The following is a 13,073-nucleotide window of genomic DNA, read 5'->3' as shown; positions in this document are numbered from 1 at the left end:
CGAATCGAGAGATCACGAAAATGCTTACCTTTATCGGGCGAAGGCTGCTGACGGGCGTCGCGCTGCTGGCCGCCATCACAACGTTTGGATTCACACTCCTCTACCTTGGCGGCGGCGACATCGCCAGGAAGATCCTCGGCGAGAACGCCGACCAGCAAACCGTCACCTTCAAGGCCCAGCAACTGGGGCTGGACCGTCCCGTCCTGGTCCAGTACGGCGACTGGATCTCCCACGCCGTCCGGGGTGATCTGGGCACTTCCTGGTTCAGCGGTCAGCCAGTCCTTGACGCCATCAGCTCGCGCCTGTCTGTGACGCTGTCGCTGGTAACAGGCGCCATCATCCTCATCGCCGTCATCTCGGTGGTCTTGGGCGTGCTCGCCGCCACCAAACGCGGATGGGTGGACCGCTTCGCGCAGCTCCTGGCCATCGTGGGCCACGCGATCCCCGGCTTCCTCTTCGCGGTGGGACTCGTGCTCGTCTTCGCCCTCACCCTGGGCTGGTTCGACCCCACCGGCTACGTGCCGTTCCTGACCGACCCCACGGGGTGGGCGAAGACCGTCACACTTCCGGTGATCGCCCTCGCCCTTGGCGGCATCGCCAGCGTCACCCAGCAGGTTCGCGGCTCCGTGATCGATGCCCTGCGCAACGACTACGTACGGACCCTGCGCAGCCGCGGAATCCCCGCCCGCCGCGTTGTCCTCAAGCACGTCCTTCGCAACGCCGCCGGGCCTGCCCTCGCTGTCCTCGCGGTCTACTTTGTGGGGCTTCTCGGCGGCGCGGTGATCGTCGAGCAGGTCTTTGCCATCCCCGGCCTCGGCCAGGTGGCCGTACAGGCCACGACGCAGGGGGACATTCCCCTCGTCATGGGGCTGCTCGTCGCTACCGGCATCCTCGTCATCATTTTCAACCTCCTTGTAGACCTGGCCCAGGGCTGGCTCAACCCGAAAGTGCGTCTGTCATGAGTACACCCGTCCACGCCCCAGATCCCCAGCTCGCCATCGCTTCGCCGGAGGCCGCGGCCCAGGCCTCTCTCTTGCGTCGCGTTCTGCGCAACCCGCTGGCGCTGAGTTCAATATTCTTCCTTGCCGTGGCCATCGTCAGCGCTATTGCGGCCCCGCTCTTGGCGCCACACAACCCCAACACCGCCGACATCTCCGCGGTCCTGTCTTCCCCGGATGGGGTCCACCTTCTCGGGACGGACGGTGCAGGCCGCGACGTGCTCTCAAGGCTCCTCTTCGGGGCGCAGTTCAGCCTCGCCGGCGCGCTTCTCGCCCTGGTCACCTCCATGGTGATCGGTGTGACCGGCGGCCTGTTGGCCGGATACTACGGCAAGTGGATCGATACAGTCTCGACTTGGGTCATCTCCCTGCTGATGGCACTCCCGGCGATCATCGTCCTCCTGGCCGCGCGCGCCGTCGTCGGCCCCTCCCTATGGGCCTCAATGCTGATCTTCGGCGTGATGCTGTCCCCGGCCTTCTTCCGGCTCGTCTACGCTTCGGTCTCGGCGGTCCGGAACGAGCCGTACGTCGATGCCGCCCGGGTCTCCGGCCTCAGCGATCCGCGGATCATCGGCATCCACATCCTGGCTGTGGTCCGCGCACCCATCGTGGTCCAATCCGCGATCGTCGGGGGCGTGGCACTGGCTGTTCAGTCCGGACTTGAGTTCCTTGGCCTGGGCGACATCAACGTCCCCACCTGGGGCGCCATGCTCAGCGACGGGTTCACCAACCTTTACACGGCACCGCCGCTGATCGTTTGGCCGGCCCTCGCGATCGGCCTCACCCTGATTTCGCTGACCCTGCTGGCCAACAGCCTGCGCGACGAGCTCGAACGCTCCAACGCGCCGCGCCGGCGCCGTCGCAAGCAGTTCGCGGAACCACCCGCCGTCGTGAGCGACGAAGTCATGCGGCACGACGACGGCGGCCCGGCCGGCGAAGCGGTCCTCCGCATCCAGAACCTCTCGGTCGGGTATGAGACGGGAGACGGCGGAACGAAGCGCGTCGTCCACGACGTCTCCCTCACCGTTGCCCGCGGCGAAGTCCACGGACTCGTGGGAGAATCCGGTTCAGGCAAGACCCAGACAGCATGGTCAGCCCTGCGGCTGCTGCCCGAAGGCGGGAGGATCACGGGAGGCTCGATCTTCTTCCAAGGGGAAGACCTGGCCGCCCTAAGCGAGAAGGACATGGAAAAGATCCGGGGATCCCGTATCGCCTACATTCCCCAGGAACCAATGTCCAACCTGGACCCTTCCTTCACTATCGGCAGCCAATTGGTCGAGCCGATGCGGATCTGCCTTCGGATTTCCAAGAAGGAAGCAACAGCACGCGCACTGGGGCTCTTGGCCCGGGTGGGAATCCCCAATCCCGAGCGGACATTTGCCGCGTACCCGCACCAGGTCTCCGGTGGAATGGCCCAACGCGTCCTCATCGCGGGGGCGATCTCCTGCAATCCTGATCTGCTCATCGCGGACGAGCCCACCACGGCGCTCGACGTCACTGTCCAGGCCGAGGTGCTGGACCTGCTGCGCGACCTGCAATCGGAATTCCGGATGGCCGTCATCCTGGTCACCCACAACTTCGGCGTCGTTGCGGACCTTTGCGACCGCGTCTCGGTGATGCGGCTGGGGAGGATCGTGGAGACCGGCCCTACGCGGTCCATTTTCGCCGACCCGCGCCATTCCTACACGCGCGAACTCCTCGGAGCCATCCTCGGCGAGACCCGGCCCCGCGGACCACTCGCCACACTTGACGCTGGACCAAGTGCCAGCCCGTCCCGGAAGGGAGCCTTGCGGTGAACCAGCCATTGTTGGACATCAAGAACGTCACGGTCGAATACCCCTCAAAGAGCTTCCGGGCCAAGCCCTTCAGGGCCCTCAACAACGTCTCACTCGACTTGCGCGCCGGAGAATGCGTCGGCTTGGTAGGGGAGTCCGGCTCGGGCAAGACCACCCTGGGCCGCGCGGTCCTGGGCCTGGCACCCGTGACCGAAGGCAAGGTGCTCTTCCGTGGACAGGACATCGCCCACGCCGGACGCGCCGAACGCCGGGAACTGGCCAGCGACATCCAGGTGGTCTTCCAGGACCCCTACACCTCACTGAACCCGTCCCGGACCGTCGAGCAGATCCTTGCCGAACCGCTGACCGTCCGAAAAGTCCCGCGTGCTGAAGCCTCCAAACGCATCCAAGCGCTGTTCGAGATGGTCAGGCTCCCGGCGGACTCCGGGAACCGGCTGCCGCGAGAATTCTCCGGAGGCCAAAGGCAGCGCATCGCGATCGCCCGCGCCCTTGCCCTGAAACCACAACTGATCGTCTGCGACGAACCCGTCTCCGCCCTGGACCTGTCCACCCAGGCACGCGTCCTGGAACTCTTCAAGGACATCCAGGAACAGACACATGTCGCGTACCTGTTCGTTTCACACGACCTCGAAGTCGTCCGGCACATCAGCCACCGGGTGGCCGTCATGTACCGGGGCGACATCGTCGAATTCGGCGATGGCGACCAGGTCACCAGCGCACCCCGGCACCCCTACACCCAGCGGCTCTTCTTCGCCGCACCGGTTGCCGACCCCGAAGCCCAGGCCCAACGCCGCGAAGAACGACACCGACTTCTGGCCGAGCAGAATGCCTAAGGAGCACCCGTGACCAACATCCTCCTGATCACTGCCGACGACATGGACGGCAACACCCCCGGGTCATTCGGAGGCCCGGCCGAAGCGACTCCGAACCTCGACCGACTCGCGGCGGAAGGGATGGTTTTCCGCCGGGGGCACGTCCCCGCGGCGGTTTGCCAGCCCAGCCGATCCGCCCTGATGACCGGACTATGGCCGCACCGCAACGGGGCCGAGGGCTTCGAGCCGATCAACGATCGGATCGGGGTCATCAACGACCTCCTCAAACAGGCGGGCTATCGCGTGGGCATCCTCGGCAAAGTAGACCACCTCCAACCGGTGGAACGCTTTGCCTGGGACACCGCTGTGAACATGCGCGAGCTTGGCCTGGGCCGCGACCCTGCGGCCTACGGAAGCCGGACCGAAGAGTTCATCGCGGAGGCAACACGGGAAGGACGGCCATGGTTCCTCATGGCCAACGCGCACGATCCACACAGGCCTTTCCATGGCAGCGAGAATGAGCGGGACAAGTGGACTTCGGAAGAACGCGAGCTCTACCCGGAGCCTTCCAAGGTATTCGAAGCGGACGAGGCCCAGCTCCCCGGGTTCCTTCCAGGCGTGCCCGGCGTCCGTACCGAGTACGCCCAATACCTCAGCTCCGCCCGTCGCTGTGATGACGTCGTCGGGGAAGTCCTGGAAGCCCTGGAACGTTCCGGCGCTGCGGGAGAAACTCTGGTGGTGTTCCTCTCCGACAACGGCATGGCATTCCCTTTCGCCAAGGCCAACTGCTATTTGCGCAGCACCTTGACCCCTCTCATCATGCGCTGGCCCGGGGTGACCACCCCCGGCACCAGCAATGCGGACGACTTCGTAAACATGCTCGACCTGTTCCCCACGTTCTGCGACGCGGCCGGCGTCGCGACCCCCGCCGGGCTCGACGGCAGTTCACTCCTCCCGCTGCTCCGAAAGCGGCAGGACAGCCAACGCGAAAAAGTATTCACGGTTTTCCACGAAACCGCGGCGAAGCAGCGCTACGAAATGCGTTGCGTGCAGGACGCCAGTCATGGCTACATCTGGAACGCCTGGGTGGACGGCCACACACAGTACCGGGCTGAAAACATGTTCGGCCTGTCCTGGAAGGCAATGCTCGCCGCAGCCGAAGACGACGCCGATACCGGGCAGCACGCAGACTTCTACGTCTCCCGGGCGCGCGAGGAACTTTATGATCTCGCATCCGACCCCGACTGCCTGCACAACCTCGCAGCCGAGCCTTCCGACGCCACCGTGCTTGCCGCAAAACGCGACGCACTGGCGAGATGGATGGCTGAGACGGGCGACCCCCTGGTCGCAGCGTTCGATGCCGAGGTACCCGGCGAACTATTGGGCAGCTCGGACAAATGAACCAGCCGAACATCCTGTGGATCTCCACTCACGACATCAACCCCGACCTGGGGTGTTACACGGGCGTCTGGCCCGGGGCAGAGTACGCGGTGACGCCCCTTCTTGACCGGCTCGCCGCCGAAGGGGCGAGGTTTGACCACGCGTTCGCTTCCGCTCCGGTGTGCGCGCCTGCACGGTCCGCGATCATGACCGGATGCTTCCCCACGGTGATCGGGACAATGCACATGCGCACCAAGGCCGTGCCCCCGCCAGAGGTGAGACTCCTGCCGGAATATTTCCGGCAGGCCGGTTACTACTGCACGAACAACTGGTTCACGGACTTCCAAGTCGACATTCCACCCACCGTCTTTGATGATTGCTCACCAGTTGCCCATTGGCGGAACCGCCCAAACCCCGGCACCCCATTCTTTGCGGCATTCCACGGCATGGCCACCCACGAATCCCGAATCGATGTGGACGACGAAGCATTCGAGGCGAGTACGGCGAACGTTGGGGCCGCTGACAGGCATGATCCGGCGTTGGCGCCCTTGCCGCCGTACTACCCGGACACGGCCGTGTTCCGGCGGGCGTGGGCACGATACGCGGACCTCATTACCGAAATGGACCATTGGGTGGGAACCATCCTGGACCAGCTGGAAGAAGACGGCCTGGCCCAGAACACCATCGTGGTGTTCTGGTCCGATCACGGCAAAGGTATGCCGCGAGCCAAACGCTGGGCCACGGAAGCCGGTCTCCGGGAGCCATTGATCATACGCTGGCCGGATGCGATCCCGGGCGGGACAGTCAGGGGAGACCTGGTCCACACGATGGATCTGGCCCCGACGATGCTGCAGGCCTGCGGACTGCCTGTCCCCGAACACATGCACGGCGTTCCCTTGTTCGGGCCGGACGGGTCCTTCGTAGAGGATCCGAACGAGTACGTTTATGGCGGACGGGACCGGATGGATGAAGCCGAAGACACCTCCCGCACCGTCCGGGACCAGCGATTCCGATACATTCGAAACTTCCACCCCGACCGCCCGCCCATGCTCCATACCGACTACCCGGACCGGTTGCCGACGTTGGCCGAGTTTCGCCGCATCGCAGCAGCGGAGGCCAGGCAGCTCGCTTGCGGTGAGCCCCGCAGCCTGTTCACCGACCTTCAACGCACGCTGGTGGCCGCTTCCAAGCCCGCCGAGGAGCTCTACGACCTCCTCGAGGATCCCCACGAAACCCAAAACCTCGTCGCCGATCCAGCCTATGGCGCCGATCTTGACCGGTTCCGGGACGCGCTGGCGCGCTGGCAGGGCCGCTTCGGCGACCTCGGGCTGGTCGACGAAGCAGAACTCATCGAGCGCTGGCGGCCCGCAGGCCTGCCACGCACCACGGCGGAGCCGATCATCGTCCAGACGCCACACGGGCTGGAAGCTGAATGCCTCACCGATGGGGCGTCCATCGCGTGGACCACGGATCCTCCTGGCCCCATCAATGGGCGTACCCGCATGGAAAGAACCGCAGGAAGCCCCGAACACGACGGACGGCGCTGGCATCTGTACTCAGGACCAGTCATGACGGAAGACGCCGAACAACTGTGGTTCCGTGCGTGGCGGATCGGCTTCCAGCCCAGTCTGGAGACTCTTGCGCCGGTGCCCGCCCGGGCCGAACACGCCACGTAACCCGAACGACGTTCAAAATCAGGCCCACGTGGCAAACAACAAGAAGACTCTCACGATAGGAACCCGATATGGAAACGCTTACCCCGGACCGCCGCTCTGCAGATCAGATTGCTATTGACCAGCGACTGAAGTCGCTCCTTGCTGAACTAAGCCTGGAGGAGAAGGTGCGGTTGTTGACGGGCCGGGATTTCTGGACGACGTGGCCGGTGGAGCGGATCGGGCTGCGGCGGATGTTGTTCTCGGACGGGCCCACGGGGGTGCGGGGTGAGGTGTGGGATGAGCGGGAGCCGTCGATGAACTTCCCTTCGGCCGCTGCCATCAGCTCCAGCTGGGACCCCGCGATCGCGGACCGGCTCGGCGCGGCTTCCGCCGTCGAAGCCCGCCGCAAGGGAGTCGACGTCGTGCTGGGCCCGACGATCAACCTGCACCGTTCCCCGCTGGGTGGCCGGCATTTCGAGGCGTTCAGCGAGGACCCGGTCCTGACCGCTGAGCTCGCGGCCGCGTATGTGGCCGGGGCCCAGCGCAACGGCGTGGGGGCCACCCCGAAGCATTACGTGGCCAATGATTCGGAGACGGACCGGTTCACGGTGGATGTGAAGGTGGGGGACCGGGCCTTGCGGGAGCTGTACCTGCTGGCGTTCGAGAAGGCCATCGTCGAATCGAAGGCGTGGCTGGTGATGAGCGCGTACAACTCGGTCAACGGGGTCACGGCCACCCAGAACGAGCTGCTGGAATCCCCGTTGAACACTGAGTGGGGTTTCGACGGCGTGGTCATCAGCGACTGGACCGCGGTGCGCAGCGTGGAGAGCGCGAAGCATTCCCAGGACCTGGTGATGCCGGGCCCGGACGGCCCCTGGGGTCCGGCGCTCGTGCTGGCGGTCAAATGCGGGACGGTTCCGGAGGCCGCGATCGACCGGAAGGTGCTGCGGATCCTGCAGCTGGCCGCCCGGGTGGGCGCCCTGGAGGGCTTCGAGCCCGTGGCCGCTGAACAGGTTGACGGAATGCCGGCGGAGCGGGAGGATCCGGTCGCGTTCGCCCGGGAGGCGTCCGTGGCGGGCACGGTGATGGTGAAGAACGACGGCGTGCTGCCGCTGGCTCCCGCTTCTGTCACCAGCGTTGCGGTGATCGGGCACAACGCCCGCCATGCCAGGACCCAGGGCGGCGGGTCCGCGACCGTGGTCCCGGAAAAGATCGTCACCCCGCTGGAGGGGATCCGTGCCGCGTTCGGCCCGGAGAACGTCTCCTACAACGTGGGCGCGGTGGTGCAGGAAGGCATCGCCGAACTGCCCCTGGAACAGCTGAGGAACCCGGTCACGGGCGGGCCGGGGCTGCGGGTGCGGTTCTTTGCCTCCACCGGCAAGGAACTGTTCGCGGAGGACCGCCGCTCCACCGCGCTGGTCTGGTTCGGCGGGGCCGCCCCGATCGCGGGGTCCTCGATGGTCCAGTTCCACACGATCTACACCCCGGAGGAGACCGGCACCATTCGCCTGGGCTTCTCCACCGTGGGGCACGGGCGGATCTTCGTGGACGGGGTCCTGGCGCATGAGGCGTCCATCGAGGCCACGGGCACGGACCTGGGCGCTGCGTTCCTGGCCCCGCCCTCCGCTTCCGTCCCGGTCCGGGTCACCGCAGGTGTTCCGCTGGAAGTGACGGTGGAACTGGACCTCGCCGGGCGCGCCGGGGCCCTGGGCAATGCCCTGGCCGTGACCATCGGGCTCGAAGCGGACGACACCGACCCCGAGGCCCTCATCGCGGAAGCGGTGGAAGCGGCCCGGGTGGCGGAGGTCGCCGTCGTCGTGGTCGGCACGAACTCCCGCGTCGAATCCGAAGGCTACGACCGCACCACCCTGGAGCTGCCGGGCCTGCAGGACCGCCTGGTCCACGCCGTCGCCGCGGCCAACCCGCGCACCGTGGTGGTGGTGAACTCCGGGTCCCCGGTGCTGCTGCCCTGGCGGGACGAGGTGGCGGCGACCCTGATCGGGTACTTCGGCGGGCAGGAATTCGGCACCGCCCTCGCCGAGATCCTGGTTGGCGCCGCCGAACCCGGCGGCCGGCTCCCGACCACCTGGCCCGCGACCCAGGAGGACGTGCCGGTCATCAACACCACCCCTGACGTCGACGGAAAGCTGGAATACGAGGAAGGCATCCACATCGGCTACCGGGCCTGGCTGAAAGCAGGGACGGAACCGGCCTACGAATTCGGGCACGGACTCGGCTACACCCACTGGACCCTCGACTCTGCTGAGGCCCTCGCCACCGCGGTGCCCGGCACCGTCGTTCCGCTGACGGTGACCCTGTCCAATACCGGCGCCCGGCCTGGCAAGCAGGTCGTGCAGGTCTACGCCGAAAAGCCCGGATCCGCGGTGGACCGTCCCGTGCGCTGGCTCGTCGCCTCCGCGCCCGTGTGGGCCGGGCCCGGGGAAACAGCCACCGCCACACTCAACGTGCCCACCCGCCTGCTGGCCTACTGGGACAACGGCTGGAGCTACGAACCAGGGGACTACCGCCTGCGCATCGGCACCTCAGTCAACGAGCTGCCGCTGTCCGTGAACTTGGAGCTGGGTGCCTAGGAGGCTGCTGAACAGCGCGGTAGTGGGGCGGGCGGAACGCCACCAAGGGCCGTCAAGAGGCGTGTTCTGGTCAGCACTTTCAGGTGCGACAATGGGGTCGTTCCACCCGCTTGGTTCATTCTGCCTCAGATCCGGGGCGTCATCCAGAGGTCGGATCGGCAGGGTCCGAGCAGTACCATGACGTCATACTGGAGTCCCCAGACCGGGGACTCCAGTAGGGCTGTCGTTTCGGCCGCCGTCGACTCCTTCTTCCAGGGGTCGGCAGCATGATTCCACGCTAATCTGAAGGAAGGTCTGGTGTCGGGTGAGAAGTTGGCTCTGAATCTCGAAGAAGTTACTTTTGAGGATCCGCGTGCTGCTCGGTTACGGGATCTGCTGAACAAGGAACTCCTCGACCGGTACGCCACGGAGGACGAACCCGCCCTTCCGGCTGCCGCCAGGTCGGCCTTAGACGTCCCCGCTGAAGACTTCGTCGCGAACGTCCTCGTCGTCACCGCCTCCGGGCATGCGATAGCGCATGGGGCACTTCGCCTGCTGAACGGGGAGTGGGAAGTCAAGCGTGTCATCGTTGACCCCGCAGCGCGTGGCCTCGGGGCGGCGACTCGACTGATGGCCGGGCTGGAGCAGATCGCAGCTGCGGCCGGCGCCAGACGGGTCATTCTTCAAACCGGCGGCAAACAACCGGAAGCAGAAGCCCTGTACCGGAAGATCGGCTACCGACAAATACCGGCCTATCCGCCCTACGACACCGCGATACCGGCGTCAGTCTGCTTCGAAAAGGAACTTGCCGGCTGAGTCCCCGGAATCAGCCGACAAAAGCCGGACGCAAACGGTGGCAAGAGAACGAAGGCGGGACGTACCGCCTTCGTCCTCCGTTCGGTTTTTGTGGTTACTGGCCGGACGCCGGGTCCGTACCCGCGCTTGACACAAGCGGTCCCAGTAACAGACTTCCTGACGTGAACTCCTCACCGCATTCCGCACACAACACCACCGGTTTCAGGTCCGCCCCGCAACTGTGCCGATAAGAAGCGCGGGGCGTCTCGTCGCGCATCCATGTACTGCTCCACGCCGCGAGCGAAATGAGAATGGGCGCGACTTCCGCTCCGGAGGTTGTGAGGTGGTACTCGTAGCGCGCGGGGCGCTCGGAGTACTGGACACGCTCAATCACGCCACGGTTTTCGAGTGTGCGCAGCCGGTCCGTCAGGATGTCGCGGGACGCGCCTGTATTGCGCGCAATCTGATCGAACCGGTGAACGCCCAGCGACATCTCGCGAAGGGCGAGCAGCGCCCACCGTTCCCCTAAAACGTCGAGGCCTGCCGCGATGAAACACGCCCTCGGCGCATTTACTGCCTTCTCGGTCGGCCGATTCATCGTTCACCTGCTTTCAGTACTCTCCTCAAGTATACAGGTCAGTTGGAAAATCCAACCGACTCAGCTAATCTGATGTTCTGAGACCGCGACAACCGCGTCGCCGCCCTATCCGACAGTAGGAGAATCCATGCCACAGCTATCTGGCGCCGTCGTCCTTGTCACCGGCGCGAACGGAGGACTGGGCCGCGAGCTCGTGGAACAGGCCCTCGCCCGGGGTGCTGCAAAGGTGTACGCGACAGCCCGCCGCCCGCAAGAGTGGAACGATCCCCGGGTCGTCCCTCTCACTCTCGATGTCACCGACGCTGACTCGGTCCGGGCCGCCGTCGCCCAGGCCCAGGACGTCACAGTCCTGATCAACAACGCCGGTACGAGCGTCGAATCGGACACTCTGTTGGCACTCTCCGACGAGGAGATCCGCGAAGTCATGGAGACCAACTTCTTCGGACCCGTCGCCATGACCAGGGCATTCGCACCGGTGCTTGCCGCCAGCGATACATCAGCGGTCCTCAACATCCACTCGGTGCTCAGCTGGATCGCACTCACCGGCGCCTACAGCGCATCAAAGGCCGCGTTGTGGTCAGCGACCAACTCCTTCCGCGTGGAACTGGCCCCCCAAGGCACGCAAGTCACGGGTGTTCACGTCGGCTACATGGACACAGCCATGGCCAAGGGCGTGAATGCCCCGAAGACCTCCCCCGAGGAAGTCGCGCGGAAGTCCTTCGATGGGCTCGAGCAAGGTGACTACGAGGTCATCGTGGACGACATCAGCGCCGGGGTGAAGCTCGGCCTGTCGGGTCCGATCTTGGGTCTGTACCCGGTCCTGGCATCCAATTCCCCGGCATGACCGCGGCAAAGCCTGAAGACCTGCAGAGAACCTAAGGAGGAAACCCTGGTGTCAACGAACGCCCCAGCGCAACGCTCGGAAACCTTCACCTGGATGGATCCGGCAATCGCGCTCGAACAGCTGCCACTGCTGTCGGGTCTGGACTACTTTTCCGGCCTCCGCGACGGCAGCATCGCGCCGCCGCCGATCGCTTCCCTGATGAATTTCGATCTCGTCGATGCGAAATACGGTCACGTCGAGTTCCAGTGCTGGCCGGGAGAAGCGCACTACAACCCCCTCGGAATGGTGCACGGTGGCCTGGCCTGCACGCTCCTTGACACGGTGCTCGGCTGCGCAGCACACAGTACCTTGGAAGCAGGGATCGGTTACACCTCCATTGACCTGGCGGTCAAGTATCTGCGACCCATCACGCTCCAGAAGGGTGCTCTTCGCGCAGAGGGGTCAGTCGTGAAAACCGGCTCGCGGGTGATCTTCACCGAAGGCCGCCTCAGCACCGCTGGGGGAGAACTCCTCGCCACCGCGACGAGCACGCTGCTCATCTTCACCCACCAACCAGGCGCTCTGACAACATGACTGATACCTGCACCTCTGACGCCCTGACGCCGGCCCCTACGGATCGCGCCTTGCCCCCGGCCGCCCTGTCGGGAATACCGGCGTTGAGCCGCTTCGGCATTCCCTTGGGGCTTGCCGGTCTTGGCGGCGGCTGGTCCGCCGCGAGGAGCTCTCTCGGATCGCCTATGTGGCCGGAGGAAATCTTTTACGGGGCAGCAAGCTCCCTGTGGTTGATCCTGACCGCCGTCTACGTGTTCCGGGGCCTTCGCCGAAAAGGAGCATTCCGGGCCGACCTGAGACACGAAGTGGCAGGGCCCTTTGCGTCCTTCATCCCCTTAGTAGGGATCCTGCTTTCGTCGCACTACAGCCAGTATCTGCCGCCATGGGGCGCCTGGCTGTGTGTGGCTTTCATTGCCGGCCTTGCCGTCGTCGCTGCCCAGCTCCTCGCCCACTGGGTCACCGGCGGGGTATCCATGCAATCTATCCATCCCGGCTACCTGCTACCCGTCGCAGCCGGATCCTTCGTTGCCAGCATCGGGTTCTCAAGCATCCACGCCCATGGTGCGGCCATGGCCGCGTTTGGCGTTGGCGTGTTCTTCTGGCTGGTGATAGGAACTGTCGTCACCGTCCGCCTGATGACCGGCGGCGAGGTGCTACCAGCCGCCAAGGTCGGACTGTCCGCCTATCTGGCTGCGCCGGCAACGGCCAATATCGCGTGGATGGTGTCACATCCAGGACCCTTGGGAGCGATTCAGCTCGGACTGACAGGCGTACTGTTGATCATGGTGCTGATGCAGGTCATGCTCCTCCCCGAGTACCGCAAACTTCCCTTCACGCAAATGTTTTGGGTATTCACCTTTCCCGTGGGTGCGACCACGAACTATGCCATCCGCTGGCTTGCAACAACCGACCTCCCCGGCCGGCAAATATGCGCCTGGGCGATTCTCGGCCTTGCAACGGCCTTCACCTTGGTCATCACCGCTCGCACCGTGCCGACACCCATCGCCCCAAAGGCAACGAGACTGGCCGCACCACAGAGCACGCAAGTGCACTGAAGCTCCCGCTTCGTGCTT

11 protein-coding genes are annotated in these 13,073 nt (G+C 65.2%); 10 read left to right on the top strand and 1 reads right to left on the bottom strand.

The genetic code is table 11. The annotated features are described in order from the left end of the window. Positions 1–20: 20 nt before the first annotated feature. The 7 genes from AC3ANQ_RS13730 to AC3ANQ_RS13700 all read left to right on the top strand — a co-directional run bounded on the left by AC3ANQ_RS13730 (position 21) and on the right by AC3ANQ_RS13700 (position 10,027). Positions 21–962, top strand: a complete 942-nt coding sequence (locus tag AC3ANQ_RS13730) for an ABC transporter permease (RefSeq protein ID WP_488301563.1) — start codon at positions 21–23, stop codon at positions 960–962. After that, positions 959–2,794 (top strand): dipeptide/oligopeptide/nickel ABC transporter permease/ATP-binding protein, encoded by a 1,836-nt coding sequence (locus AC3ANQ_RS13725; RefSeq protein WP_488301562.1) that lies wholly within the window; start codon positions 959–961, stop codon positions 2,792–2,794. The genes AC3ANQ_RS13730 and AC3ANQ_RS13725 overlap by 4 nt, the downstream gene beginning before the upstream one ends. After that, positions 2,791–3,627 carry an ATP-binding cassette domain-containing protein gene (locus AC3ANQ_RS13720; RefSeq protein WP_488301561.1) on the top strand — a complete coding sequence of 279 codons (837 nt, stop codon included), beginning with the start codon at positions 2,791–2,793 and terminating at the stop codon, positions 3,625–3,627. Before AC3ANQ_RS13725 ends, AC3ANQ_RS13720 begins: the two co-directional genes overlap by 4 nt. Before the next feature lie 9 nt (positions 3,628–3,636). Beyond that, positions 3,637–5,007 carry a sulfatase family protein gene (locus AC3ANQ_RS13715; protein ID WP_488301560.1) on the top strand — a complete coding sequence of 457 codons (1,371 nt, stop codon included), beginning with the start codon at positions 3,637–3,639 and terminating at the stop codon, positions 5,005–5,007. Beyond that, on the top strand, positions 5,004–6,662 hold the full coding sequence (locus AC3ANQ_RS13710; protein ID WP_488301559.1) for a sulfatase family protein: 1,659 nt from the start codon (positions 5,004–5,006) through the stop codon (positions 6,660–6,662). The genes AC3ANQ_RS13715 and AC3ANQ_RS13710 overlap by 4 nt, the downstream gene beginning before the upstream one ends. Before the next feature lie 68 nt (positions 6,663–6,730). Further along, the gene (locus AC3ANQ_RS13705) at positions 6,731–9,232 is read left to right on the top strand and encodes a beta-glucosidase family protein (RefSeq protein ID WP_488301558.1); all 2,502 of its coding nucleotides are present in this window, start codon (positions 6,731–6,733) and stop codon (positions 9,230–9,232) included. Positions 9,233–9,529: 297 nt separating this feature from the next. Next, positions 9,530–10,027: a GNAT family N-acetyltransferase gene (locus AC3ANQ_RS13700; protein WP_488301557.1), complete on the top strand. Its 498-nt coding sequence runs from the start codon at positions 9,530–9,532 to the stop codon at positions 10,025–10,027. A gap of 94 nt (positions 10,028–10,121) precedes the next feature. Here the strand turns inward: AC3ANQ_RS13700 and AC3ANQ_RS13695 are convergent, their stop codons facing one another. Continuing rightward, complete coding sequence (locus AC3ANQ_RS13695; RefSeq protein WP_488301556.1) at positions 10,122–10,604, bottom strand: winged helix-turn-helix transcriptional regulator; 483 nt, start codon at positions 10,602–10,604, stop codon at positions 10,122–10,124. Between the two features lie 127 nt (positions 10,605–10,731). Between AC3ANQ_RS13695 and AC3ANQ_RS13690 the strand changes: the two genes are divergently transcribed. From AC3ANQ_RS13690 to AC3ANQ_RS13680, 3 genes are read left to right on the top strand one after another with little or no spacing between them, the layout of a single operon-like run. Continuing rightward, on the top strand, positions 10,732–11,448 hold the full coding sequence (locus tag AC3ANQ_RS13690) for an SDR family oxidoreductase (RefSeq protein WP_488301555.1): 717 nt from the start codon (positions 10,732–10,734) through the stop codon (positions 11,446–11,448). A gap of 48 nt (positions 11,449–11,496) precedes the next feature. Continuing rightward, positions 11,497–12,021, top strand: a complete 525-nt coding sequence (locus AC3ANQ_RS13685) for a PaaI family thioesterase (RefSeq protein WP_488301554.1) — start codon at positions 11,497–11,499, stop codon at positions 12,019–12,021. Further along, on the top strand, positions 12,018–13,055 hold the full coding sequence (locus AC3ANQ_RS13680) for an SLAC1 family transporter (RefSeq protein WP_488301553.1): 1,038 nt from the start codon (positions 12,018–12,020) through the stop codon (positions 13,053–13,055). The genes AC3ANQ_RS13685 and AC3ANQ_RS13680 overlap by 4 nt, the downstream gene beginning before the upstream one ends. The last annotated feature ends 18 nt before the right edge of the window (positions 13,056–13,073 follow it).

Source organism: Arthrobacter sp. DMZ02-1R (genome assembly GCF_057747935.1).
The sequence above is the reverse complement of the archived record's forward strand: the minus strand, read 5'-3'. Positions and strand labels throughout refer to the sequence as shown.